This is a genomic window from Mesobacillus stamsii, from assembly GCF_030814065.1.
In the GTDB taxonomy this organism is placed as follows: domain Bacteria; phylum Bacillota; class Bacilli; order Bacillales; family Cytobacillaceae; genus Mesobacillus; species Mesobacillus stamsii.
In genome coordinates this window covers 136,122-160,772 of record NZ_JAUSUN010000007.1, presented here as the reverse complement: position 1 = coordinate 160,772, position 24,651 = coordinate 136,122, and the positions used below count along the sequence as shown (strand labels likewise).

Here is a 24,651-nt window from a genome sequence, read left to right as displayed (position 1 = left end):
AACAGACAAAAATAGAGATAGAAGCCGCAAAGGGAGGCGAATAATATGACAACAAAAATTGTTATTATTGACGACCATCAACTTTTCAGAGAAGGGGTAAAACGGATCCTTGAATTTGAACCAACATTTGAAGTGGTTGCCGAAGGAGAGGACGGCAGTGAAGCAATCACCCTTGTCGAGCAACACGAGCCCGACGTTATCATTATGGATATCAATATGCCTCATATGAACGGGGTGGAGGCGACTGCGGAATTGATTCAAAAGTTTCCAGAGTCAAAGGTGATCATCTTATCGATCCATGATGACGAGAACTATGTAACGCATGCTCTAAAAACAGGTGCAACTGGGTACCTTTTGAAGGAAATGGACGCAGATGCTCTAGTTGAGGCAGTAAAAGTGGTTGCCGATGGCGGTTCTTATTTGCACCCTAGAGTGACTCACAATTTGGTAAAAGAATACCGTCGACTGTCCGCTGACGAAGATAATCCAGACAAATACATACCTCAAGTCGAAATTCGCCGGCCATACCATCTGTTGACCCGCCGTGAGTGTGAAGTCCTCCAACTGCTGGCAGATGGGAAGAGCAACAGGGGAATTGGCGAAGCGCTTTTCATCAGTGAGAAGACTGTTAAAAATCATGTAAGCAATATTCTGCAGAAAATGAATGTAAACGATCGTACCCAAGCAGTGATCGTCGCCATCAAAAATGGTTGGGTCGATGTGAGATAGGCCGAAAAACCCACATTTGTCGACATGGCAGATGTGGGTTTTTGTCGGTTTTTGTTGGAAAAATAAGAGAAAAGCCTCCCCATTAACTGACAATTTTCCCCTAAATTCCGTTATAATAAAGGAAAGAAAACGGGGGGTGGTTCCAATCTCTACTCTATGGGAACTAACAGATGAAAAACTAGAAGAAGCTTACCAACAGGCAACCCTCTTGCATTTAGATGACTCTTTTATTGAAATGCTGTTAGAGGAGATGATCAGCAGAGGATTAGCATGCTCCATCCAATCCTATGTTTCGTAACGGCGTGCTGCTGTTTTGCCTTTTGGGAAAAATGGTTTTCCTAAGCCTATACAATTGATGAATGCTCTCATTTTTTGTCTAGAAAACAGGAGTCCGCTATAGAGCAATCCCCAGTACCGTTGATAGTTTTCTTTTTTTCTCGTTCAAATAGGTCTGGTCGAGCTCCTTCAACTCGTTTGAATCAAATTTTTCCATGCTGTAGATATACAGCTCCCATATGCTTCTCTTCAAGGAAGCATCGGCCGTTTTTCCAATCAGTAGAAAAGCGTCTAGTAAAGCAGTTAGAATGGAGATGTCCTTGCTCCCATAATGGATAATTTGATAAAATGATAAATACAGGATATCCTTCGTTTGTTTTTGCTTTCTGACAATCCTTGGCTGCGAATCTTCATCATAATAAGCTATATACCGTCCATTTGAACGGGCACGGCATAAATGGGAAAGGGCCACACCTAGATAAGAAATACAAACTCTCGCGGTATTCGGGTCATTAATGCCCGGGGAGATGGCCCTTAACGCTACCTCGACAATCTTTTGGAGGGCAAATTCAGGATCCTGGATCGATGACCGTTCTTTTCCAAGCTTTAAGTATTGATTCAAGACAGCATCAATACCCTCGTGGATTGCACCACTATGATGCACTCTGAAGGCAATGCTGTCTTCGGTCAGAAAATCACCGTTCAGGAAATTAGCTTCCACTCCAAGATCATTCTCAGATGCATATTTCAATAGTCCCTGATAATCTGTAAGCTGAATATAACCATACCCCTTGGATTTAACATCCCGTACGAATTCGTAGGTGAATCCAGCATCTTTCCTGTCATTTATCACATGTATGTATTCGCTTTCCAGTGTATCCTCCTGTCTTCTGATGACCTTTAATGCACCCTCAGTGATTTCCCTGATTAGCGTGCTTACCTGGACGGAAGTGGCGACATTATGGATAAAGTATGCGAAGAATGCGAGACAGATGAACGCAATCACAACTCCAACCGTAGCTGAGATTACCTCGCTCTCATACCAGGTTTCATTCATGAACAGCAATGAAAGGATCGAATAGACAAATCCTCCCATGAAGATTCCAAGCACCCGAAGCGTCACCGGATCCTCAACGAAGTTACTTAGCGTCCTCGGAGAAAATTGAGATGAATAGGTAGTCAGGACGACCATGATTGTTGAAAAAGTAATCGTCGTCATCGTCAGCAGAGCCCCGGAAATCGAACTTAAAATCATCTGTGCCAATTCTACATTCGTTAGCAAGAACGAAGGGACTATTCCATAAGCCAATTCGTTATGATCGATGTAAATCACTGCTAATGCCAGCAGGAAAGCCAATACGCTATAAATAACAGGCTTTAGCCATATACTTTCCCTTATTTGTAAAACAATTTTTTTCACCAAAACTTCCCAGCTCCTTAGTTACCAACTCTTTCCTTACTTATTTAGACCATTTGAGACTGGTTTAATCCTATGAAATCCTACTCTTAACGATTTTCGGCGAGAATTCTATAAAATTTTCCTTTTTCATCAGAAATGTGCCGGGTTCGCCTAACCAATATCTTTCCCGGAGCAAACTACCTGATCTTATATATGAGTGGGTTTCCGCTCAAGGAACCTTACCTTTCAAACCTTCAACGGGTCCTGTGGAAGTTTATTATTAAAAAGGTACAATAACCTTGATTTACGGAAAAACAAAAGTACTTTATAATAGATAAGTCAGGCAGCAACTGTCCAAATCCAATAAAAAGCCGTTTCTCCCATTTTACTTTCCCTTTTTTGGCTCTAAACGAGGAAAGATAGAAAACTAGAAATTATGATATTTTTTTGCAACACTAGTGAGTTTGCCTGAAAGAATGCTTTTTGCAGAAAGTTCGATTAAAATGAGATGGACAGACTGTAGAGAAAAACATAAGGGTGGGAATGGACTAATGAAAACGGCCGTCGTTACGGATAGTACCGCGTATATCCCGAAGGAGCTGCGGGAAAAATGGGGCATTTACATGATTCCATTAAGCGTGATATTTGATCATGAGACATATAGAGAAGAAATTGACATCAGTGCAGAGGAATTTTACAAAGAGGTGAAACAGCGCGAGCTTCCAAGCACGTCCATGCCGCCGATTGGTGAGTTCGTTGCGCTTTTTGAAAAATTGATGAAGGAATACGATGCGGTCATCAGCATCCACTTGTCCAGCGGGATCAGCGGCACCTTCCAGGGGGCTGTCAGTGCGGGCGATATGGTGGATGGGATAAAAGTCTATCCGTTTGACTCGGAAATCAGCGCGATGGTGCAGGGTTTTTATGCCTTGGAGGCTGCTGAGCTGGCAGAGCAGGGTGTTCACGCGGAGGAAATCCTCGAGCGTTTGAAGGAAATGAAGCGTTCGATCCGCGCTTATTTTATGGTAGACGATTTAAGTCATCTTCAGCGCGGCGGCCGCTTGTCCAATGCCCAGGCGTTGATTGGCAGCCTGCTGCAGGTGAAGCCTTTATTGCATTTTCAGGACAAAAAGATCGTTCCGTTCGAAAAAGTACGCACGCGTAAAAAAGCAATGAATCGTGTTGTCGAATTGCTTGCAGCGGATGCGAACAGCGGCGAGGAATACCGGGCAGTCATCATCCATGCCAATCGTGAAGCGGAGGCGCTGGAATGGAAAAGCGAGCTAGAATCTCTATTTCCGAATGTAGAATTCCTGTTAAGCTACTTCGGGCCAGTTATTGGCACCCATCTTGGTGAAGGTTCAATGGGGCTGGGCTGGTATAAAAAATAAGCATTAGGATGAATCGCCAGATCCGCAGGGGATTTGGCGCTTTATCGGTTATCCCCATCAAAATAGCAGTTATCAACAAAAAATTGCTCTCACCTCCATTTATCCACAAAAATAACCGCTTCCATTTCACTTACCAACAAAGTAACCCACATTATCCACATAAAAACGGTGTTATCCACATTGAAATCCACAAAAGGCTGTGATTAACTTTGACAAAAGAAGAAACTCTCCACCTCCCTGTTGATGAATCCTCATTCACTGATCGATTATCCACAAACCGTTCGTTTCCATTCCATGCTGACATGCAAAAAATCCTGTTTGGAAAACAGCTGCTGCTCGAGGAATTGCCATTTTCACTTGAGGAAATACGGCAGCACGAACAACATGGTTATCTGCTTTTTCGGAAGGGAATCAAGAGAGAGCCGCTGTCCTGTGTAAGATGCGGAACGACTGATGCTTCCTGGTTTGCCGAGTTTCCTTGCGCGCGCTGTGGAAAAGTGGAGTTCTATTGCCGCAAATGCTTGATGATGGGCCGGGTAAGTGAGTGCTCGCAGCTCGTCAGCTGGGCGGGGCCAGATCTGAATTTTCGTCAGATTGCGGACCCGCTTCAATGGAGCGGAAAGTTATCAACAGGACAGCAGGCAGCGTCCCAGCGAGTGGCGGAGGCTGTGGAAAACTCAGCGGAGCTGCTTGTCTGGGCAGTTGCCGGGGCTGGAAAAACAGAGGTGTTATTTGCTGGGATTGCAGAGGCGTTATCCACAGGCAAGCGGATTTGCGTCGCTACGCCAAGGACGGATGTCGTTCTGGAGCTGGCACCTAGGCTGCAAAAAGTGTTCCCGGATTGTAAAATTGCCGTTCTTTATGGCGGCAGTGAAGACCGCCATGAAGCTGCCCAGCTAACCATTGCTACGACGCATCAGCTGCTCCGTTTTTACCGGGCGTTCGATGTGATGATTGTCGATGAAGTCGATGCCTTCCCTTATTCGATCGATCAAACGCTGCAATATGCTGTTGAGCAAGCGAGAAAACCAAAGTCCTCCTTCCTCTACTTAACTGCTACCCCTAAGAAGCAGTGGCAGCAGCAATGCCGTCTTGGCAAAAGAGCGTTTATCACGATACCTGCTCGCTACCACCGTCATCCTTTGCCGGTGCCGCAGTTTGTCTGGTGCGGAAACTGGGAGAAGCAGCTTTCGAAAGGGAAACTGCCGGCGATTAGTAGCAAATGGGCAGAGGCTAGATTAGCCACAGGAAAACAGGCGCTGATTTTTGCCCCAAAAATCGCCGCCATGGAGAAAATCCTCCACATTCTTCGCCGAATGGATCCTTCGATTGAATCAGTCCACGCCGAGGATCCCGACCGAAAAGCAAAAGTTCTCAAGTTCCGAAACAAGGAAATCCCCATCTTGCTCACCACCACCATTCTCGAACGCGGTGTTACGATTCCGAATATTGATGTCGCCGTCATCGGGGCGGAGGACAGAATTTTTACCGAGAGCGCACTTGTGCAGATTGCTGGCCGGGCAGGAAGAAGCGCCGAATTTCCGACAGGGACTGTGACATTTTTTCATTATGGTAAAACAGAGGCGATGCTCCGTGCCCGCAGGCAAATCGTGATGATGAACAAGGAAGGAAGGAAGAAGGGGCTGATCGATCGATGAAAGATTATTGTCTGATCTGCCATCAGGAAATAAAGGCGAATTTTTCCTGGACGACTCTATTCAAAGAAGAAAAGGCAGCAAAAATTTGTGGAGACTGCAGCAACCATTTTTCACAGATTACTGGGGAAATCTGTGAAATCTGCGGCCGGCCATTTGCGTTTTTGGAAGCGGAATATAAGCTGGAAAAGCGTTGCAATGACTGCGCGCGCTGGGAGGAGGATGCACTGTGGCGCGGAACGCTCGATCAAAATCGCTCCCTGTATCGCTATACCGATTTTACAAAAGAAGTGATCGCGAAATTCAAGTTTCGCGGCGACTATGTGCTTGCCGAGATTTTTGCCGAGGATGTTCAGCTTGCTTTGCAGGCTTTCCACTATGATTATCTTGTCCCCATTCCGCTAAGTGAAGAGCGGCTGTACGAAAGGGGCTTCAACCAGGCGGAAGCTCTGATTGTCACGGCTGGCTTCGAACCAACGCAGTTGCTCTCGAGAGTTCACAGCGAAAAACAGTCGAAAAAATCGCGCTCTGAAAGAATCCACCATCCGCAAGTATTCGAATTCACTACAGATCTCCAGCTGAACAGTAAAACAATTTTGCTGGTGGACGATATATATACTACAGGCTCGACACTCAGGCAAGCAGCAAAAATTTTGAAACAGAACGGAGCGGCGAAGGTATATTCATTCACTTTGGCACGCTAGATAAGATATGATTGAAGGAGGAAGGACATTGGACCTTCAAAATTGCCCAAAATGCGATGCACTCTATGTAAAAAATAAATTTCGTGATGTTTGTGAAAAATGTTGGAAGGAAGAAGAAGCGGCCTACGATACAGTCGCCAAGTACATGAGGAAACGGGAAAACAGAGCAGCGACTGTCCTCCAAGTCGTAGAAGCGACCGGTGTTCCGGAAGAGTTGATCTTAAAATTCATCCGAGCAGGCCGATTCCAGCTGACTCAATTTCCTAATTTTGGTTATCCTTGTGATAAATGTGGTGCGATAATTCGTGAAGGAAGAATCTGTGCGTCGTGTGCGGAGGAATTGATCGCTGACTTGCGTACCGTCCAAAAAGAAGATCAGCGAAAAAAAGAAATCGCCGATCGTCAGGCGACTTTTTACATCCACCGAGAATAGGAAAAAAGAATGATTAAATAGTGGCAGCTTCCTGCCGATAATAAAAGTAGAAATCGTTCTGGAAGTGAGGGATAGACGATGAAAATCAATCATAATATAGGCCCATCAGGGATCAATCCATATAAACGTCAAATGAGCACGCCGGATGCTGCAGCGAACGCAGCAAACAAAAAGGCTGATAAGGTCGAGATTTCCTCGACTGCAAAAGAAATGCAGCAGCTTTCTCATTTATCTGTCCAGCGCCAGCAAAAAGTCGAAGAGCTGAAGCTGCAGGTAGAAAACGGCATGTATAAAATAAACCCGAAAGAAACAGCCAAGGGCATACTGGCGTTCTATCAGAAAAAAGACTAGCATCTAGTTTTATAGGAGGAGGGCAGTCCATGTCTGCTGAATCATTGATAAATATCATGAATAAATTGCATAAAATGCACAAAAGTCTATACGAATTGGCCGTAAAGAAAACCGATATCGTAAAAACTGGCGACACAGCTGCCCTCGATCAGCTTTTGAAGGAGGAGCAAGCCCATGTGGCAGCGATCGATAAGCTGGAACAACAGCGGGCTGCCGTATCGAATGCCATTTTACCGGGTGCGTCTTTACAGGAAATTGCAGAAGCGAATCCGGCAAACAAAGAGCAGCTTCTCTCGATCAAAGCGGAACTGCTAGCGGTCATCTCCGAAATAAAGGTGCGGAATAACCTGAATCAGCAGCTGATCCATCAGTCCCTGCAATTCATCAATTTTTCCAAAAGCCTTGTGCTGCCGCAGGAAAAGGAATTCAATTACGGCCCGCCTGCCGGCAAGAAAGCAAAGCCTGGTCCATCAACAGGGATGTTCAACTCAAAAGCATAATAATTGGAGGAACGAAACATGCGTTCAACCTTTATGGGATTAGAAACAGCGCGCCGCGGCATGTACACGCAGCAGAGCGCTTTGCAAACAACTGGACATAATATCGCCAATGCCAACACGCCCGGGTACTCTCGCCAGCGGATTAATTTTGAGCAGACCGAGCCCTACCCGAATGCGGCGCTCAATCGTCCACAAATTCCTGGACAGGTAGGAACAGGCGTCAAGGCAGGCTCGATCCAGCGTGTAAGAGAGAGCTTCCTTGACGTCCAATACCGTGGGGAAAACAATAAGCTTGGCTATTGGGAGACAAGGGCGGAAGCTTATAACAAGCTGGAGGAAGTCTTGAACGAGCCATCCGAATCGGGTTTGTCTAAAACGATGGACCAGTTTTGGCAGTCGCTGCAAGATTTGGCTGTAAACCCGACAAACCCAGGTGCTCGCTCCGTCGTTCGCCAGCGCGGAATTGCCGTGGCAGAGACTTTCAACTACCTGCACAATTCTTTGTCTTCGATCCAGCGAGATTTGAAAAATGAGGTTTCAGTTAGCGAAAAAGAAATCAATTCGTTAACTTACCAGATTAGCAAAATCAATGGGCAAATTGCCGATGTCGAACCACATGGCTATTTGCCGAATGATTTGTATGATGAGCGCGACCGGTTGATCGACGAGTTATCTTCGTTTGTGAATATCAAAGTTGATTACACCAGTTCAGGCGGAGGCGCGCTGCAAATGGCCGATGGACAAGCGGTCATTAAGATGGTCAGCGACAGCGGCAAGGAGCTTGGAATTCTCGTCAGCGGGGATCGGCAAAATGATGTGACCGTAAACTTTGATGGAGCGAGTGAATCGGTTAAAACGATTTCGATTGGCAGTTCCACCTTTGACTTTACCGATTTACATTCGACAGGAAAGCTTCAAGCGTTAGTAGATTCCTATGGGTATGAGGAAGGCGGCAAAGTTGCTGGAGTCTATCCTGATATGATGAAAGAGCTGGATAATCTTGCCTATACATTTGCCACAGAGTTTAATGCTGTTCATGCAAAAGGAGTAAGTCCGAATGATATTGTAAACGCGGAAAAGGCTGAAAATCCATTTTTTGCAGATGCCGAAAATGCGCCAATTCAACGGACTGGTTTTGCCGGAAGAATAGAACTGGCCCAGGAAATTCACAACAGTCTTGACAATATCGCAACGGCACAGGGGGAAGAAAAATTGGATGCCAATGGTGTTCAGTATGTCGACGCTACTGTTGGCGACTCTTCCAACGCCCTGGCACTTGCCGATGTTTTCAATAAACCATTGGAATATCCGGAAGATTTTACGCCAACGGATCCAGCTGATGACGAACTGGCAAATTTCCGCAATTACTATGAAGGTGTCATCGGCGGCATGGCCGTGCTTTCACAGGAAGCGGTCCGACTGACACAAAACAGCAATTCATTGAGAGAATCGGTGGACAACCGCCGCAAATCAGTCAGCTCCGTTTCATTGGACGAAGAAATGACCAATATGATTCAGTTCCAGCATGCCTACAACGCATCAGCCCGGATGATCAGCCTTCAGGACGAGATGCTCGATAAAATTATCAATGGCATGGGGACAGCAGGAAGATAGGTGAAATGAAATGCGGATAACTCAATCAATGCTTTCTTCCAATTCATTAAAAAACTTGAGCGAAAGCTATCGCCGGATGGGGACCTACCAGGATCAGCTCGCCACCGGCAAAAAAATTACGAAGCCTTCCGACGACCCAGTGGTAGCGATGAAAGGAATGTTTTACCGCTCCAACCTAACTGAAGTTGAACAGTACAAGCGGAACCTTTCTGAGCTTTATCTGTGGATGGAGAACTCTGAAGCAGGAATCGAGCAGGCCAATAATGGCTTGCAGCGTGTCCGGGAGCTGGTGATTCAAGGGAAGAATGGTTCAATGAGCCCAACCGACCGTGATGCAGTAGCCCGTGAGGTGGAACAAATTAAGGATGATTTGGTGCAAGTAGCGAACACCCAAGTATCCGGCCGCTATATTTTCCATGGAACCGATACAGATCACCCGCCCGTGCCGACAGCAAATCCGCCAAAGGTTGCAGCAAACTTGGCTGACCCTGCTATCAAAGCTTACAAAGTGGAGATTTCACGCGGCGTGTCATTGACGGCCAATGTTGATCCAAATGGCGTTTTTAATCAAGAACTTTTTGATGTGGTCCAGGAGATCCAGACAGCTTTAGAAGATGACAAAGCTGGCGATCTGGACCCGCTTTTGGAACGATTGGACGGAGCAATGGACAATCTTTCTTCAGAACGTTCTGAGCTTGGGGCACGCTATAACCGCCTAGAGATGATCGACGACCGAATCGCCCAGCAGGAAGTAATGGCAAATCGCGTCCTGTCCAATAACGAAGACGCAGATATCGAGCGGGTCATCACCGATCTGAAAACCCAAGAAAGCGTCCACCGCGCCGCACTAGGAGTCGGAGCCCGCATATTGCAGCCGACGCTATTAGACTTTTTAAGATAAGCTATTCTCATTGGGAATGGCTTTTTTTCCAGATAAGGAAGTATAAAATTCACTTCGAGAATTGTCCAGCTCCAGCGCCTAGCCCCTCGAGTCGCTTCGGTCCGCTCAGGTGAAGTCAAAGAACGACTTCACTGGTCGGCCCTCCAGCGCTTGTCGGGGCTGAACAAGGCGCTTGCGCTTTTCTTACTAGGAGGGATATAAATGCAATTTCCCCAGATTCGCTTGGAGTCAAAGTTTGGGCAGACCGAGATCAGGACTCAGTCTTCGAAACTGGAAATCGAGCAGCCGAAAGCGGAGTTGAGCATCGAGCAGCCGGCTGCCAAGCTGAATATCGACCGTAAGCCGGCGAGATTGACCATCGATCAGACCGAAGCGCGTGCCGATATGGATTTGAAACCCATTTCCCGAAGGATTGATGAAGCGGCACAGCAGGGTTATCAAGACTGGCTTTCCGGTCTCGCGCGCGTTTCTCAAGACGGCGATGAGCTAATGAGGATCGAGAATGGCGGCAATCCGATTGCAGATCAAGCAAAGCGAAACAGCGAGTCGCCGATGCTCGATTTTAATATTGGTTGGACTCCGTCCGCTGGAAGTGTGAAGATTGGCTATGACCCTGGCAAAGTAGACATTAATTGGAAACAAAATAAGCCGGTGATCGAAAGCAGACTTAATAAGCCAATCATCACCTATACTCCAGGCAAGGCAGAAGTCAGCCTGAAGCAGCATCCATCATTGAAGATTGATTTTGCCAATCTTAGGCATGTCGGAATTAATTATGAACAATCTATTTAAGGAAGGATTCTAAAATGAACATACACACGAAGTACCATGGTGAAGTGGAAATGGACGAGATTCTGACTTTTGAAAAAGGGATACCGGGTTTTGCAGAGGAAAAGCAGTTTGCCTTGCTGCCATTGTCGGATGATGAATCCTACTATGTCCTCCAATCAGTATCGACCCCCGGACTGGCATTTGTATTGACAAATCCCTTTCAGTTTATGACAGCGTATGATTTTCAGCTGGAAGATGCCGCGGTCGAGGAATTGAGCCTGGAAAGCGAACGAGACGTCGCGGTCTATACCATCCTGACTGTCCAGGATCCCTTTGAAAAAACAACCGCAAACCTGCAGGCGCCGATTATCATTAATTTGAAAAACCGCAAGGCAAAACAAGTCATCTTACACAACGAACAATACAAAACCAAACACCCAATCTTTCAAAAAGCAGAAGCGAAGGGGTGATCAAACATGCTCGTACTAACACGAAAGAACGGCGAAACCATCCAAATCGGCGATGACATCGAAATCACCATCGTCTCCGCCAAAAACGACCAAGTAAAAATCGGCATCAAAGCACCAAAAAACGTCGAGATCTTCCGCAAAGAAATCCTCGACCAAATCCAAACCGAAAACGAACAAGCATCCAAAGACATCACATCCCTACTAAAATTTATCAAAAAAACTTAAAAACACTATTAAACAATTTTAACCCCCCGACGATAAAACAAATGTAAGAGAAAATAAGGGCGGCCGACCTTATCGACTCGAACCAATAAACCATTGTTCACAAGGACGTGAACAACAAATTCAAGGAGGAAAACAAGCAATGAGAATTAATCACAATATCGCCGCACTGAACACATATCGTCAGTTGAACGGTGCATCAAATGCTCAATCAAAATCAATGGAGAAATTATCTTCAGGTCTTCGTATTAACCGTGCTGGAGATGACGCTGCAGGTCTAGCAATCTCTGAAAAAATGCGTGGGCAGATTCGTGGGTTAGACATGGGTTCTAAAAATGCACAAGATGGTATCTCTTTCATTCAAACTGCAGAAGGTGCTTTAAATGAGACACATTCTATTCTTCAACGTATGCGTGAACTAGCAACTCAATCTTCCAATGACACAAATACTGATTCTGACCGTGTAGAACTTCAGAAAGAGGTAGATCAGTTATCACAAGAAGTAACACGAATTTCTAATAACACCGAGTTTAACACAAAGAAGCTATTAGATGGTGGAATCCAGGCTGGTAATATCAGTGACGTTAAATTTCATATCGGTGCTAACGAAAACCAAAATCTTTCTCTTTCAATTGGAGCTATGGATGCTGCTTCATTAGGTGTTGCTAGAGATGTGGCTAGTGCTACTGTAAGTGCTGCTACTGATGTTACTGGTGCCAATTTATCAGGATCTTTAGGAACAGGAATTACAGATGGAACTACTTTAACTCTATCTGCCACAATTCAAACGGCAGGTACAGTTGCAACTGCAGGAGCTATCGGTGGTATTACGTATACAACTGCTGATAACTCTGATTCACTAAACGGATATACTATTACAGTTAGTAATGGTGCTACTGCAGGTAGTGAGGTAGCTACTGTCGATACTACAAACAAAACAATCACTCTTCAAATCTCTGATGCCTCTGGTACTGAATCAACAGCAGCAAATATTAATACAGCATTGAATGGTGCTTTAAGTTCAGCAGGTGTTACAGATTTAACATTTGCTGCGACAGGTACAGTCACTACTGCTGGTGGTACTGGAAGTGGTACATTAACTGGTGGTGCGCAAGATACTGTTAGATTATCTTTAACTGACGGTTCCCTTGTTGAAACAGTTGACGTTCAGGGTAATGCAACTTCAGCAACATTTACAGATTCTACAAAGTTTGATGGTTTAAAAGTTACTTTAGATGGTAACTTAAGTGCTGGTGCTGGTGCTGCTGCTACAACTAGTACTGCTGCATCGATTGCTATTAACAAGACTTCTTCTACAGCAGCAACATTCTCTAATGGAGAACTTTCTAATGCTGCGTCTGTGGCAGGAGGAATTGATATTTCATCACAATCTGCTGCTAATGCAGCAATTACATCAATTAATACTGCGATTGAAACTGTATCAGCTGAACGTTCAAAGCTTGGTGCTTACCAAAACCGATTAGAACACACTATCAATAACTTAAACACATCTTCTGAAAACTTAACTGCTGCAGAATCACGTGTTCGTGACGTAGATTATGCTTTAGCTGCTTAATAGCAGTAACAAGCACAGTCGTCCTAGTTGGTAACGGCTAGTGATTATGATCGGGTGAATTGCTGGAAACTCCTTAGAGCTTTTCTTGCCACAACGTAGTTGGAAACGACAAGCGTGACGGTTTGAAAAAAGAAAAGATTGGGCAATCAGCAGCCAAGCTCCTATCTCGAAAGAGTGGAGAAGGTTCAACGACTAGGATATACCATCTAAGGCCAGAGCTATGATGATGAAATCCGTAGGTGAAACAATGTACATCAGCATTGTGAATCCGAAGTGCCCGACCCCTACTAATACATAGAGGGTGAAGATATAGTCTAGTCATTTATGAAAGTAAATGTTCGCACGATGGCGAAAGAAATGATGGAACAAACTAAGAATTCTATTCTTTCTCAAGCAGCACAAGCAATGTTGGCGCAAGCGAACCAACAACCACAAGGAGTTCTACAACTTCTTCGTTAATTTTACCTAAAAGAGGTTTGTCCTTTGGACAGCCTCTTTTTAGCTTTTGTGAAAAAAAGAATTGTAATGATCTCACTCATTCTCAACCCTGTTCGACTTTGCGTCATAAAGATTTTATTTTGTTCCAATTCGATTAACGTTACTTGGTGACTATATATTAAGGTGGTAGTTGTTAAATGGCTTTTATATAAATCCCTGTACCAATTGGCTATAAAAGTTTCTGGATTGAATTTAAATAAAATCTCTCTAATTTCTTTTGTGGGCTTAGTTAACTGAAACGGTAAATAAATAGTGGTTCTTTTTTGATGTGATTTTATTGGAGAGGTGATTTGACTATATGGTGGTAATTTCCTTGCCATCGATGGATGAATATAATCTTGTACTAAAAAAATAAAGTATAATATTTGAGGTTGGTCGTAAAGGCACAATCTGTTTTGACCATCTAGAGAAAATTCTAGATGAAATAACTCTCTTAATATCTTAATTAGACCAAAATTCTCCTCTCGAGTAAAATTATCAGTCGACAAAATAATTTTTCGTGGTGAACCATTTTTCCAAACCAAATGTCCATCATCTTGGTACCACCACGCTAAAGATTCCGGGCTCAGAGTTTGTTCTATTAATTGTAAAGGAATAATCTTTTTCTTGCCTGCATACCAGGATTTTTTTAACAGGGTAAGTAAAGGAGTAGTCCTGGATTGTACATAGAATGTTTCGGAAAAACCTGCATTAACTCTTGGGTCGATATTCTTTTTATATCTAGGAGGATTGATTGGAATGTAACTATGAAGACTTTCATAGCAGAAATAACACCAACCTTTGTCTGCATAACTGTGCTGGAACCGGAACCTTGGTTGTTTTGTGCCCTCTATAGTTAAATTACCATCTCTTAATAGCTTTGCGTTGATTAAAGAAAGTGATCGTAACGGTATATGTTCCAGGAGTTCTTCGGACAGCCCCATTTAATTACCTCCAATCTAATTAGAACATTTGTTCCTTAATATTATATAGCATTCTAAAAAGATTTTAAACTAAACAAACTCGACATCATTCCGATATAACTACTATAAAACAGAATATTTCAGGGGGAACCGTGATGATCGAGCGACTATCATCCAATTCATTATCCTCACAACCTAGAAGCATTGCAGTTAGTGATGCGGCAACCATGATTCAGGATAGGGACACCGAGAAAAGGCAAGATTCTCCGGAGGAAGTGGTATTTCCTAAAGAGAAAGTGAAAGAGATTGTAGACAGCGTGAATAAGTTTTTGGAGGCTTCGCCAACGGCTCTGAAATTCGAGTTCCACGAAAAGCTAAATGAGTACTATGTGAAAATTATCGATGAGAAAACGAAGGAAACGATACGGGAAATTCCACCAAAAAAAATGCTTGATTTTTATGCGGCGATGACGGAGTTCCTTGGTTTGTTGGTGGATAAAAAAATTTAAAGGTGATTAAAACATGGCTAGTAATATGCGAATTGGCGGACTCGCCAGCGGGATGGATATTGACCAGATAGTAACGGACTTGATGAAGGCGGAGCGTATCCCTTTGGATAAGCTAACTCAGAAAAAGCAATTTCTTGAGTGGCAACGGGATGATTATCGAGAGATGAATACGTCGTTATTAGAGTTGGATACCCAAATTTTTGATGGTGTTTTTAAGCAAGGGTCTTATGCGAAGAAAACGATTTCTGTTTCGGATCCAGCTGCACTAGGAGTCAAGAATATTAATTCCACTGTTGACTTTTCAGGGACGGTTCAAGTGGATACGCTTGCTAAGGCGGCAACGATGTTTTCAAAAGCGTCCAGCACCATTAATACTACCGACAAGCTAGTGGCCCAGGGGATAACGGCACAAACGCTGACGATTAAAGCGATCGGCAAGGACGGCAAGTTGGATCAAGGTGTCCCAATCGAGATTACAGCGGACGATACGATCGGTACGTTAATTGATAAAATAAATAAAAGTACTGGTGTGAATGCCTATTTTGATGAGCAAAAAGGGACGCTGTCCATCATTGCGAAAAACACCGGGGATGTTGCGGGAACAGCCGAAATAGAACTTTCGCCGAGCGGAAATGCAGGCGATTTTTGGACCGCAATGAATATGCACAGTGATAATATTGCAGCATCCACGGATGTTTCTGCAGGTGGCCCGTTCGGATCGGTAGGGGCAAATGCAGCTTTGACCTATAATGGAATGCCAATTGAACGATTCTCTAATACTTTTACAATTAATGGGGTTGAATTTAATTTAAAGCAGGAGAATACAGGGAATGTGAATTTTTCTTCGTCAACGGATACAGATGCGATTCTTGATACGATTGTAAAATTCGTAGATAAGTATAACTCGGTCATTGAAAAGGTGAAAAATGAATTAGAGGAAAAGCGCTATCGGGATTTCCAGCCACTAACGACGGAACAGAAGGACGCGATGAATGAAAAAGACATCGAGCGCTGGGAAGAGAAGGCCAGGAGTGGAACTTTAAAAGGCGATACCATTTTATCAGGTGCCTTGAATAAAATGCGGATGGATCTATCCACAGCAGTGGAGGGTGTCACTGGAGCAACCCAACTAGCGGAACTCGGAATTACGACCTCTAGCAATTATCTGGAGGGCGGGAAGCTCGTTATTGATGAAGATAAATTAAAAGCAGCGATCACGGCTGACCCGAATGGGGTTTATGAGCTTTTTGCCAAGGATGGCAGTTCCTCTGCTACGGATGGCTTGGCAAGAAGATTAAGAGATACGATCAAAGATACGATGAATAATATTGAAACACGTGCAGGGAAGTCCTACAGTGTAAACAATACCTTTACTCTGGGCAGAAACTTAGATAGTATTGATGACCAAATCATTCGGTTTGAAGATCGTCTTTTACAGGTGGAGGACCGGTACTGGCGCCAATTCACGGCGATGGAAAAAGCGATCCAGCGGTCCAATGAGCAGGCAATGTTCATGTCGCAGCAGTTCGGCAGCGGCATGTAAGCAAAATTCCCTTTGAAAAAGGAGAGTCACTTAATGGCAGTAAATAATCCATACCAGTCTTACCAGCAGAATTCCGTTAACACGGCTTCGCCAGGTGAATTGACGTTGATGTTATACAATGGTTGCTTGAAGTTTATCAATCTGGCCAAGCATGGGATGCAGTCCAAGGACATCGATGGGAAGAATTTGAATATCCAGAAGGCGCAGAACATCGTCCATGAATTGATGGTGACGCTGAATATGGATCTTGAAGTCTCGCAAAATATGATGTCGTTGTATGAGTATATGAATCGCCGTTTAGTCGAAGCAAATATTAAAAATGACCTCGATGCGCTGGCGGAAGTGGAGGGGCTGGTCACGGAATTCCGCGATACGTGGAAGCAAGTAATCCAGCTGAATCGCCAGAAGCAGCACAGCCAGGGCGGTAGGGCGTAGTGAGTGTGCTAAAGGAATTCCACAAGGCAACGATCGAGCTGATTCAGATTTTGCAACAGCCCCAGACAGAACGGGATCAGAAGATTTTGCAGGTGGAAGCACTGTTGGACAGGCGCGAGGCGCTGATGAAAGAAATCGTCCCGCCGTTTACTCCTGAGGAAGCGGAGCTGGGCAAGCAAATTGTTACAATGAACGAGAGGCTTGAGCAGTTGATTACAGCTGAAAAAGTTTCGATCCAGAAGGACATCAAGGAGCTCCATGTGAAAAAGGTATCAAACACTAAATATGTCAATCCATATCAAAACCTTTCGACAGATGGCATGTTTTACGACAAGAGGAAATAGGTGAATGGATTGGATGAGTTAAATGAAGAGAAAATGCTCTTAGTCAGGCAGTATATCGGTTTGCTGGATACCATTGAAGAAGCTTTTGGACATATCTTTTTTTGTCTGGAAGAACGGAAACTGGAGGCTGCCGATCACTTGTGGGATGATGTCCGTTTGGCATTTGGGCAAATTCATCTCTCCAATCAAGTTCTCGCTGAGCATTTTGCGGAGCGAACTGGAGTTTTGAACCAGTTTGCATCCTTCGATGATGTTTGGGAAAAGGCTCAAGATCTTCCTTATGCCGATTATAGCATGTGGGAAGAAGTGATTGGGGAAAGCATTTATCCTGCTTTTTCTGAATGGTCCAGAGAAATCAATAAACAATTCAGGCCTTATTATATCAACTAAACCGTCCGATTTCGGGCGGTTTTCCCTTGTAACGACAAGCTTCTACAAAATATCTACTATCTCGACGGTAAAAACAGACATAAAATTGTCAAATCTTCTGACTGTTTTTGCAGGAGTTCTTTAGGGTAAAATAGAATTAGTAATACATAGTTATATCCCAAAGGAGGAGTCCACTATGAACTACAACATTCGTGGAGAAAACATTGAGGTAACTCCAGCAATCAGAGAGTATGTAGAGAAGAAGGTTGCGAAGCTGGAACGGTACTTTACTGAGTCGCCCAATGCTAACGTGAACGTGAACCTGAAAGTTTACCCGGATAAGAAATCGAAAGTGGAGATTACGATTCCGATGAAAGACCTAGTACTTCGCGCCGAGGAAACTCATGAAGATATGTATGCGGCAATTGATTTGATCACAGATAAGCTAGAGCGCCAGATCCGCAAGCATAAGACAAAAGTGAACCGCAAATTCCGTGAAAAGGACAGCCTGAAGGATTACGCTCCCATTTTCACCGAAGTGGAGCAGGTGGATGAAGACGACGATCTTGAGGTGGTCCGTACGAAGAGCTTCAACCTGAAGCCGATGGACAGCGAGGAAGCGATTCTGCAGATGAACATGCTCGGCCACAGCTTCTACGTGTTCACAAATGCTGAAACAAACCAGACAAATGTTGTTTACAAGCGCAACGACGGCCGCTACGGTCTGATTGAAGCGCAATAAAGCTCTTTTCATTAACTTTTTCGCTAAAATGAAAACCCACAGTCGGAAATTGGCTGTGGGTTTTTTGAAGGAAAAATCATATCGAGTGTCGAAATAGTTTCACAGGAGGCGATACATATGACATTTTCGATTGTAGCGTATGATCCACGGGAAAAAGAATGGGGAATTGCTGTGCAATCCAAATTCCTTGGAGTCGGGGCTGTTGTTCCGTTTGCCAAGGCTGGAGTGGGCGCAGTAGCGACGCAATCCTATGCGAATACCGCTTATGGCCCGCAGGCGCTGGAGTGGATGGCACAGGGAAAATCAGCAGAGGAAGCGATGGAGCTGATCACCAAGGATGACCCAGACAAGGAAATGCGTCAAGTTGGTTTGATTGACGCTGCAGGAAGCGCGGCTACTTTTACGGGTTCTGCCTGCTATGACTGGGCAGGCGGAGTGACGGGCAAGCATTTTGCAGCCCAAGGGAATATTTTAGTAGATGAAAAGACCGTGAAAGCAATGGCCGAGACCTTTGAAGCAACGGAAGGATCGCTCGCCCATCGGCTGCTGCAGGCGCTGCATGCTGGACAGCAAGCTGGCGGCGACAGCAGGGGCCAGCAGTCGGCAGCACTTCTCGTCGTCAAGGAAAAGGGTGGATACGGCGGCTACAACGACCGTTTCATCGATTTGCGTGTCGACGATCATCCGGACCCTATCAACGAATTGATTCGTATTTACGGGCTGCAGCAGCTTTATTTTTCCAAAGCGAAGTCGGAAAAGATCGTGGCAGTCGCAGGAGAGGTCAAGGAAACAGTCATCCAGCATCTGAAGCGGCTCGATTACTTGAAGGCGGATCCAGCTGACGATGCGGAACTCCACCAGGCGCTCACTGCCTATCTGCACACGGAAAACTTCGAGGAGAGAGAACAGGAACAAGGCAAGATCGATCTGGAAGTGTTGGAGTTTATGAAAAATCAATAATGGATAAGTCCCCTGTCTAATCGCAGCGGGACTTTTTCGATTGGTTGTCACTCCCTATTGTAAGTGGTAAAATAGGAGGAGGAAATAAAGCGAATTTTTTTAAAGGGATTCGGTGCATGAAACGGCGAATCTTTTTTCTTTTTGACATTAAGATAGAATTCACTTCGAGAATTGTCCAGCTCCAGCGCCTAGCCCCTCGAGACGCTTCGGTCCTGCCAATGAAGTCAAAGAACGACTTCTCAGGCAGGCCCTCCAGCGCTTGTCGGGGCTGGACAAGGCGCTTGCGCTTTTCGAATTCACTGAGATTCAATCGATAAAAGGAGCGTCTGTATGGGGATTTTAACGAAAATTTTCGACCAGAATAAACGCGATATTAAGAAATTGACGAAAATGGCGGATCAAATCGATGCGCTTGCAGCTGATATGGAAAAACTGTCTGACGACCAGCTAAGGGAAAAAGCGGAAGAGTTCAAGAATCGCTACCAGCAAGGCGAATCCACGGATGATCTGCTTGTGGAGGCATTTGCGGTTGTCCGGGAAGGTGCCAAGCGGGTTCTTGGCCTGTATCCTTATAAGGTTCAGCTGATGGGTGGGATCGCTCTCCATGAGGGAAATATTGCCGAGATGAAGACTGGGGAAGGGAAAACCCTAACAGCGACCATGCCGGTTTACTTGAATGCGATCACTGGACGCGGCGTGCACGTCATCACGGTCAATGAATACCTCGCAAGCCGTGACGCGGTTGAGATGGGCAAGCTGTATGAGTTCCTGGGCCTGTCTGTTGGCCTCAACTTAAACAGCATGACGAAGGAAGAAAAGCAGGAAGCGTATCGCGCGGACATTACGTATGGTACGAACAATGAGTTTGGCTTCGACTATTTGCGTGACAATATGGTACTGTATACGGACCAGAAAGTTCAGCGTTCGCTTCATTTCTGTGTCATCGATGAAGTAGACTCCATTTTGATCGATGAAGCCCGGACGCCGTTGATCATTTCGGGCTCGGCGCAAAAGTCTGCGGCGCTATACATTCAAGCGAATGCCTTCGTGCGTACCTTGAAGCGGGAAGAGGACTACACTTATGATGAAAAAACGAAGGGTGTTCAGCTGACGGAGGAAGGGATTACGAAATCCGAGAAGGCTTTCGGCGTCGATAATCTTTTTGACATCAAGCATGTGACCTTGCTGCACCATATCAACCAGGCATTGAAGGCACACGCGAGTATGCACAAGGATGTTGATTATGTCATTCAGGACGGCGAGATTGTTATTGTCGACCAGTTCACCGGCCGTCTGATGAAGGGGCGCCGCTACAGCGAAGGATTGCACCAGGCAATTGAGGCGAAGGAAGGCCTTGAAATCCAGAATGAAAGCATGACGCTTGCGACGATCACCTTCCAAAACTACTTCCGTATGTATGAAAAGCTTTCCGGTATGACTGGTACAGCAAAGACGGAGGAAGAGGAATTCCGCAATATATACAATATGTACGTAGTGGTTATCCCGACGAACCGTCCGATCGTCCGTGACGACCGTCCGGATTTAATTTATGCATCGATGCAGGGCAAGTTCAAGGCAGTTGCCGATGATATCGCCGAGCGCCACCAGGCTGGGCAGCCAGTGCTCGTTGGTACGGTTGCGATTGAAACGTCGGAAATCATCTCTGCATTTTTATCAAAAAAAGGCATTAAGCATAATGTCCTCAACGCGAAAAACCATGAGCGAGAGGCGGAAATCATCGCAGGAGCAGGTTCGAAGGGTGCGGTGACGATTGCAACAAACATGGCGGGTCGCGGTACAGACATCAAGCTTGGCGAGGGCGTCACAGATCTTGGCGGTCTTGCCGTCATTGGTACCGAGCGCCATGAGAGCCGTCGGATCGATAACCAGCTTCGCGGACGTTCCGGTCGTCAAGGAGACCCAGGTGTAACGCAGTTCTACCTTTCCATGGAAGATGAGCTGATGCGCCGCTTCGGTTCTGACAATATGAAGACGATGATGGAGCGCCTTGGCATGGATGATACCCAGCCAATCCAGAGCAAGATGGTATCGAAAGCGGTTGAATCTGCGCAAAAACGTGTGGAGGGCAACAACTTCGATGCCCGTAAGCAGTTGCTGCAGTACGACGATGTTCTTCGCCAGCAGCGTGAAATCATCTATAAGCAGCGTGATGAGGTGCTTGAGTCTGAAAACCTGCGCGACATCGTTGAAAAAATGATCAGGTCTTCCTTAGAGCGCAATGTTTCCGCTCATACGCCAAGCGGCGAAGAGATGGAAGATTGGGATCTGAACAGCATCATCGACTACGTGAATGGCAACCTGCTTCACGAAGGAGACGTCACCGTCGACGACCTTCGCGGCAAAGAGCAGGAGGAAATCATCGAAGTCATCATGGCCAAGGTGAAGGAGCGCTATGACGAGAAAGAAGCAATGCTGACAAACGAGCAAATGCGTGAGTTTGAAAAAGTCATCGTGCTTCGTTCCGTTGACTCCAAGTGGATGGACCATATCGACCAGATGGACCAGCTGCGCCAAGGGATCCACCTGCGTGCTTACGGCCAGATCGATCCACTGCGCGAGTACCAGCATGAAGGTTTTGCGATGTTCGAAAGCATGGTCCTTTCCATCGAAGACGATGTTGCGAAGTACATCATGAAGGCAGAAATCCGCAGCAATCTCGAGCGCCAGGAAGTAGCGAAAGGCCAGGCAGTGAATCCGAAAGAAGACGAAGGCGGAAAAGTGAAAAAGAAACCAGTCGTCAAAACAATGAACATCGGCCGCAACGACCCATGCATCTGCGGCAGCGGCAAAAAATACAAAAACTGCTGCGGCAAAGCAGAATAACTTCACCGCATCGCCGCATCGGGGGTCAGACCCCCAGTGCGGTGATGCGGTACTAAAGAGGGCGCGGGGGACCGGCTCTTTTTTTTCTGAATGGGGTATAATAGTAATTAACTTTATTATGAGGTGAATGGTATGGAATTAGCAGATATCAGAAATGAGCTTGAGAAAACAGCTAAGAAATTAGCGGGCTTCAGGGGGTCTCTTTGACCTGGAAAATAAGGAAGCGCGCATCGCTGAATTAGAAAACGGCATGCTTGCGCCCGATTTTTGGGATGACCAGCAAAAAGCACAGGTTGTCATCAACGAAACCAATGAGCTGAAAGAACAGGTAGATGTTTTTAAGGAACTAAGCGAGATATACGAAAATCTCGATCTGACGTATGAACTGGTGAAAGAGGAAAACGACACAGATCTTCGCGAGGAATTGGAGAAGGAGCTTGTCGAGTTTAAAGAGCGCCTGAGCGAGTTTGAGCTTCAGTTGTTGTTGAGTGAAGAGTTTGATAAAAATAATGCAATCCTCGAGTTGCATCCAGGGGCTGGCGGAACCGAGTCCCAAGATTGGGGTTCGATGCTGCTGCGTATGTATACACGCTGGGCGGAGAAGCGTGGCTTCAAGGTGGAGACATTGGATTATCTTCCCGGCGATGAAGCGGGCATTAAGAGTGTCACGCTAGCGATCAAAGGTCATAATGCATACGGATATTTGAAAGCGGAAAAAGGCGTACACCGCCTCGTTCGAATTTCGCCGTTTGACTCGTCAGGCCGCCGCCATACTTCATTCGTTTCCTGTGAAGTCATGCCGGAATTCAATAACGAAATCGAGATTGACATTCGGCCGGAAGACTTGAAAATCGATACGTACCGTGCAAGCGGCGCTGGCGGTCAGCACATTAACACCACTGACTCAGCCGTCCGAATTACCCACTTGCCGACTGGTGTCGTTGTATCATCTCAAGCAGAACGTTCGCAGATCAAAAACCGCGATACATCGATGAAAATGCTGAAAGCAAAGTTGTACCAGCGTGAAATTGAACAGCAACAAGTAGAACTCGACGAAATTCGTGGCGAGCAAAAAGAAATCAGCTGGGGCAGTCAAATCCGCTCCTACGTGTTCCATCCGTATTCCATGGTGAAGGATCACCGGACTGGAACGGAATCCGGCAACGTGCAAGCCGTCATGGACGGGGATATTGATCAGTTTATCGACGCATATTTGCGCTCCAAGTTGAGTTTGAGTGAGTAAAATAGGTGTTTTGGGAGTCCCCCGCCGGGTTTGGCGGGGGATTTTTAGGGAATCTCTCGGTATAGATGATGATTCTCTCTGTAAAAGCTCATTATCTCTTGTTTAATGTGGATAATCTCTCATAATAAATCAAGAATCTCTCGCCAACACATTCTATTCTCTCATTTATCCAAATAATGGATTATAAGGAATTACTTTGGAAAATAAACTCTGTTTTTTGTGGTCCCTGAAAAGGGGAGATTCGTGTTGAGGAGGAGCCTAGAAGCTGTTTTATCTGATGGAAGCTTTAACAGCAGCCTGAGCTGCTTGTTTGTGATGGAGGGGTTACCGATTAAAAAGTAATCCATTATCGTTTGTACATGTGCATCAGATGAGCTGGTTCCGCAATTGGCACAGTGCCAGCTCCCTGATATTCGCTCCATATACAGCCGGCTGCAGGATGGACAAGCAACCCCTAGAACGAAATCCGCTGAAGAAAGACTGAATTTATTCAGATGGGATCCCTCGGGTTCATGGCTTTTAATCAAAAATTTAACTAATCTTTTTATATCCTTTTGCGAAAAGATTTCTTTGGTGTTTCGATTTTTGAATTCCTCTATTTTCATGACTGCAGCTCCGCCCTTACAAACTCTTTTATATATTTCTTCATTTTTGGTTGGGTTTTGAAGGATGGAGCCTTGATTGCTGTAGGTGACGAGGAATTCCAGTGGAGGAATTGTGAAGTGGTTCAGTTTGAGCCAATGGGCCAGCTGAATCAATTGCCTTTTTACTTGCAAGACTGGGTCATCGTAAATCTCCGTTTTACCATTATTCCTGCGAATGACCTGGTTAAAATCTGCGTCGAATTCAATATAGCCAGGCATATTTTTATTTTCGATTAAAAGGATGAAAGTAATGGAGAGCAAGAGGAAATCGATTTGGAAGTGATTGTTTCCCAAAGGAAGGCGGATATTCTGGAGAATATAGAATTCGGAATCGTCTAGCAGGCTGAGATAATAGTCCATGTCCTGTTCCCCTTTGAATCCGGCTCTTCGAATCAAAAGATCTTGGGTAATTTCGGTTCTTTTTGGATGATTGAGAGGAAGGCGCCTCAATAAAGCCTCATCAATCAAGATTCGTAATGGTATTTCTCTCTTTTTTACAATCAAAATGGAATCACTCCTTATTATTTTGATGATTATATTCAACATGACGATTGAAAAGTCCTGCTTGAAGTTCAGAAAAATGGAATCTCTCATTTAAAAAGCGGAATCTCTCGGCACACAGTGAG

Annotated in this window: 26 protein-coding genes and 1 pseudogene; 24 read left to right on the top strand and 3 right to left on the bottom strand. The window is 45.2% G+C overall.

What is annotated here, in order from left to right; genetic code table 11:
• Positions 1 to 45 precede the first annotated feature (45 nt).
• Together J2S25_RS08270 and sda are read left to right on the top strand one after the other, a co-directional pair.
• Positions 46 to 729: a response regulator gene (locus J2S25_RS08270; protein ID WP_044390296.1), complete on the top strand. Its 684-nt coding sequence runs from the start codon at positions 46 to 48 to the stop codon at positions 727 to 729.
• Positions 730 to 760: 31 nt separating this feature from the next.
• On the top strand, positions 761 to 1,027 hold the full coding sequence (gene sda, locus J2S25_RS08265) for a sporulation histidine kinase inhibitor Sda (protein ID WP_084221664.1): 267 nt from the start codon (positions 761 to 763) through the stop codon (positions 1,025 to 1,027).
• Between the two features lie 96 nt (positions 1,028 to 1,123).
• Here the strand turns inward: sda and J2S25_RS08260 are convergent, their stop codons facing one another.
• Positions 1,124 to 2,425 (bottom strand): DUF2254 domain-containing protein, encoded by a 1,302-nt coding sequence (locus J2S25_RS08260; protein ID WP_307191662.1) that lies wholly within the window; start codon positions 2,423 to 2,425, stop codon positions 1,124 to 1,126.
• Between the two features lie 530 nt (positions 2,426 to 2,955).
• Between J2S25_RS08260 and J2S25_RS08255 the strand changes: the two genes are divergently transcribed.
• The 13 genes and pseudogenes from J2S25_RS08255 to J2S25_RS08195 all read left to right on the top strand — a co-directional run.
• Complete coding sequence (locus J2S25_RS08255) at positions 2,956 to 3,795, top strand: DegV family protein (protein ID WP_307191652.1); 840 nt, start codon at positions 2,956 to 2,958, stop codon at positions 3,793 to 3,795.
• 302 nt (positions 3,796 to 4,097) lie between these two features.
• Positions 4,098 to 5,453 (top strand): ATP-dependent helicase ComFA, encoded by a 1,356-nt coding sequence (locus tag J2S25_RS08250; protein WP_439117492.1) that lies wholly within the window; start codon positions 4,098 to 4,100, stop codon positions 5,451 to 5,453.
• Positions 5,450 to 6,154, top strand: a complete 705-nt coding sequence (locus J2S25_RS08245; protein WP_307191650.1) for a ComFC family protein — start codon at positions 5,450 to 5,452, stop codon at positions 6,152 to 6,154. Before J2S25_RS08250 ends, J2S25_RS08245 begins: the two co-directional genes overlap by 4 nt.
• Positions 6,155 to 6,182: 28 nt before the next feature.
• Complete coding sequence (locus J2S25_RS08240; protein ID WP_307191649.1) at positions 6,183 to 6,587, top strand: TIGR03826 family flagellar region protein; 405 nt, start codon at positions 6,183 to 6,185, stop codon at positions 6,585 to 6,587.
• A 78-nt stretch (positions 6,588 to 6,665) separates the two neighbouring features.
• Positions 6,666 to 6,938 carry a flagellar biosynthesis anti-sigma factor FlgM gene (flgM, locus tag J2S25_RS08235; RefSeq protein WP_307191648.1) on the top strand — a complete coding sequence of 91 codons (273 nt, stop codon included), beginning with the start codon at positions 6,666 to 6,668 and terminating at the stop codon, positions 6,936 to 6,938.
• A gap of 29 nt (positions 6,939 to 6,967) precedes the next feature.
• Positions 6,968 to 7,438, top strand: coding sequence for a flagellar protein FlgN (locus tag J2S25_RS08230; RefSeq protein WP_307191647.1), 471 nt, complete (start codon positions 6,968 to 6,970; stop codon positions 7,436 to 7,438).
• A gap of 18 nt (positions 7,439 to 7,456) precedes the next feature.
• Entirely contained in the window at positions 7,457 to 9,052 is a 1,596-nt protein-coding gene (gene flgK / locus J2S25_RS08225; RefSeq protein WP_307191646.1) for a flagellar hook-associated protein FlgK, read from the top strand.
• Between the two features lie 10 nt (positions 9,053 to 9,062).
• A complete protein-coding gene (gene flgL, locus J2S25_RS08220) occupies positions 9,063 to 9,953 on the top strand; it encodes a flagellar hook-associated protein FlgL (RefSeq protein WP_307191645.1) in 891 nt (296 codons plus the stop codon).
• Positions 9,954 to 10,154: 201 nt separating this feature from the next.
• Complete coding sequence (locus tag J2S25_RS08215; protein WP_044395186.1) at positions 10,155 to 10,745, top strand: DUF6470 family protein; 591 nt, start codon at positions 10,155 to 10,157, stop codon at positions 10,743 to 10,745.
• 14 nt (positions 10,746 to 10,759) lie between these two features.
• Entirely contained in the window at positions 10,760 to 11,194 is a 435-nt protein-coding gene (gene fliW / locus J2S25_RS08210; RefSeq protein WP_044395189.1) for a flagellar assembly protein FliW, read from the top strand.
• A gap of 6 nt (positions 11,195 to 11,200) precedes the next feature.
• Positions 11,201 to 11,419 (top strand): carbon storage regulator CsrA, encoded by a 219-nt coding sequence (gene csrA, locus J2S25_RS08205; protein WP_307191644.1) that lies wholly within the window; start codon positions 11,201 to 11,203, stop codon positions 11,417 to 11,419.
• Positions 11,420 to 11,558: 139 nt separating this feature from the next.
• Complete coding sequence (locus J2S25_RS08200; protein ID WP_307191643.1) at positions 11,559 to 12,992, top strand: flagellin N-terminal helical domain-containing protein; 1,434 nt, start codon at positions 11,559 to 11,561, stop codon at positions 12,990 to 12,992.
• 345 nt (positions 12,993 to 13,337) lie between these two features.
• Positions 13,338 to 13,451: pseudogene (locus J2S25_RS08195) on the top strand (flagellin); the annotation flags it as partial.
• Positions 13,452 to 13,453: 2 nt separating this feature from the next.
• Here J2S25_RS08195 and J2S25_RS08190 read toward each other — a convergent pair.
• The gene (locus J2S25_RS08190; RefSeq protein WP_307191642.1) at positions 13,454 to 14,413 is read right to left on the bottom strand and encodes an endonuclease; all 960 of its coding nucleotides are present in this window, start codon (positions 14,411 to 14,413) and stop codon (positions 13,454 to 13,456) included.
• 134 nt (positions 14,414 to 14,547) lie between these two features.
• Here J2S25_RS08190 and flaG point away from each other — a divergent pair, with 134 nt between their 5' ends.
• From flaG to prfB, 9 genes are all read left to right on the top strand, one after another.
• Positions 14,548 to 14,901 (top strand): flagellar protein FlaG, encoded by a 354-nt coding sequence (gene flaG / locus J2S25_RS08185; protein WP_052807064.1) that lies wholly within the window; start codon positions 14,548 to 14,550, stop codon positions 14,899 to 14,901.
• Between the two features lie 13 nt (positions 14,902 to 14,914).
• A complete protein-coding gene (locus tag J2S25_RS08180; protein ID WP_307191641.1) occupies positions 14,915 to 16,444 on the top strand; it encodes a flagellar hook-associated protein 2 in 1,530 nt (509 codons plus the stop codon).
• A gap of 33 nt (positions 16,445 to 16,477) precedes the next feature.
• Positions 16,478 to 16,879, top strand: coding sequence for a flagellar export chaperone FliS (gene fliS, locus J2S25_RS08175; RefSeq protein ID WP_307191661.1), 402 nt, complete (start codon positions 16,478 to 16,480; stop codon positions 16,877 to 16,879).
• Positions 16,879 to 17,223 carry a flagellar protein FliT gene (fliT, locus tag J2S25_RS08170; RefSeq protein ID WP_307191640.1) on the top strand — a complete coding sequence of 115 codons (345 nt, stop codon included), beginning with the start codon at positions 16,879 to 16,881 and terminating at the stop codon, positions 17,221 to 17,223. Before fliS ends, fliT begins: the two co-directional genes overlap by 1 nt.
• The gene (locus tag J2S25_RS08165; RefSeq protein WP_307191639.1) at positions 17,224 to 17,613 is read left to right on the top strand and encodes a DUF8042 domain-containing protein; all 390 of its coding nucleotides are present in this window, start codon (positions 17,224 to 17,226) and stop codon (positions 17,611 to 17,613) included.
• 175 nt (positions 17,614 to 17,788) lie between these two features.
• Positions 17,789 to 18,334 (top strand): ribosome hibernation-promoting factor, HPF/YfiA family, encoded by a 546-nt coding sequence (gene hpf / locus J2S25_RS08160; RefSeq protein ID WP_044395211.1) that lies wholly within the window; start codon positions 17,789 to 17,791, stop codon positions 18,332 to 18,334.
• Positions 18,335 to 18,451: 117 nt separating this feature from the next.
• Complete coding sequence (locus J2S25_RS08155) at positions 18,452 to 19,294, top strand: DUF1028 domain-containing protein (RefSeq protein ID WP_307191638.1); 843 nt, start codon at positions 18,452 to 18,454, stop codon at positions 19,292 to 19,294.
• Between the two features lie 330 nt (positions 19,295 to 19,624).
• Positions 19,625 to 22,138 (top strand): preprotein translocase subunit SecA, encoded by a 2,514-nt coding sequence (secA, locus tag J2S25_RS08150; protein WP_307191637.1) that lies wholly within the window; start codon positions 19,625 to 19,627, stop codon positions 22,136 to 22,138.
• A 132-nt stretch (positions 22,139 to 22,270) separates the two neighbouring features.
• A protein-coding gene (gene prfB / locus J2S25_RS08145; RefSeq protein ID WP_307191636.1) for a peptide chain release factor 2 occupies positions 22,271 to 23,381 on the top strand; the annotation gives its coding sequence in 2 pieces (ribosomal slippage) (positions 22,271 to 22,342 and positions 22,344 to 23,381; 1,110 coding nt in all).
• A 191-nt stretch (positions 23,382 to 23,572) separates the two neighbouring features.
• Here prfB and J2S25_RS08140 read toward each other — a convergent pair.
• A complete protein-coding gene (locus J2S25_RS08140) occupies positions 23,573 to 24,529 on the bottom strand; it encodes a nuclease-related domain-containing protein (RefSeq protein WP_307191635.1) in 957 nt (318 codons plus the stop codon).
• Positions 24,530 to 24,651: the final 122 nt, after the last annotated feature.

Coding starts and splice junctions, on each gene's coding strand:
- J2S25_RS08270 (WP_044390296.1), top strand. CDS start 46: ATGACAACAAAAATTGTTATTATTGACGACCATCAACTTTTCAGAGAA.
- sda (WP_084221664.1), top strand. CDS start 761: ATGTGGGTTTTTGTCGGTTTTTGTTGGAAAAATAAGAGAAAAGCCTCC.
- J2S25_RS08255 (WP_307191652.1), top strand. CDS start 2,956: ATGAAAACGGCCGTCGTTACGGATAGTACCGCGTATATCCCGAAGGAG.
- J2S25_RS08250 (WP_439117492.1), top strand. CDS start 4,098: ATGCAAAAAATCCTGTTTGGAAAACAGCTGCTGCTCGAGGAATTGCCA.
- J2S25_RS08245 (WP_307191650.1), top strand. CDS start 5,450: ATGAAAGATTATTGTCTGATCTGCCATCAGGAAATAAAGGCGAATTTT.
- flgM (WP_307191648.1), top strand. CDS start 6,666: ATGAAAATCAATCATAATATAGGCCCATCAGGGATCAATCCATATAAA.
- J2S25_RS08230 (WP_307191647.1), top strand. CDS start 6,968: ATGTCTGCTGAATCATTGATAAATATCATGAATAAATTGCATAAAATG.
- flgK (WP_307191646.1), top strand. CDS start 7,457: ATGCGTTCAACCTTTATGGGATTAGAAACAGCGCGCCGCGGCATGTAC.
- flgL (WP_307191645.1), top strand. CDS start 9,063: ATGCGGATAACTCAATCAATGCTTTCTTCCAATTCATTAAAAAACTTG.
- J2S25_RS08215 (WP_044395186.1), top strand. CDS start 10,155: ATGCAATTTCCCCAGATTCGCTTGGAGTCAAAGTTTGGGCAGACCGAG.
- fliW (WP_044395189.1), top strand. CDS start 10,760: ATGAACATACACACGAAGTACCATGGTGAAGTGGAAATGGACGAGATT.
- csrA (WP_307191644.1), top strand. CDS start 11,201: ATGCTCGTACTAACACGAAAGAACGGCGAAACCATCCAAATCGGCGAT.
- J2S25_RS08200 (WP_307191643.1), top strand. CDS start 11,559: ATGAGAATTAATCACAATATCGCCGCACTGAACACATATCGTCAGTTG.
- J2S25_RS08190 (WP_307191642.1), bottom strand. CDS start 14,413: ATGGGGCTGTCCGAAGAACTCCTGGAACATATACCGTTACGATCACTT.
- flaG (WP_052807064.1), top strand. CDS start 14,548: ATGATCGAGCGACTATCATCCAATTCATTATCCTCACAACCTAGAAGC.
- J2S25_RS08180 (WP_307191641.1), top strand. CDS start 14,915: ATGGCTAGTAATATGCGAATTGGCGGACTCGCCAGCGGGATGGATATT.
- fliS (WP_307191661.1), top strand. CDS start 16,478: ATGGCAGTAAATAATCCATACCAGTCTTACCAGCAGAATTCCGTTAAC.
- hpf (WP_044395211.1), top strand. CDS start 17,789: ATGAACTACAACATTCGTGGAGAAAACATTGAGGTAACTCCAGCAATC.
- J2S25_RS08155 (WP_307191638.1), top strand. CDS start 18,452: ATGACATTTTCGATTGTAGCGTATGATCCACGGGAAAAAGAATGGGGA.
- secA (WP_307191637.1), top strand. CDS start 19,625: ATGGGGATTTTAACGAAAATTTTCGACCAGAATAAACGCGATATTAAG.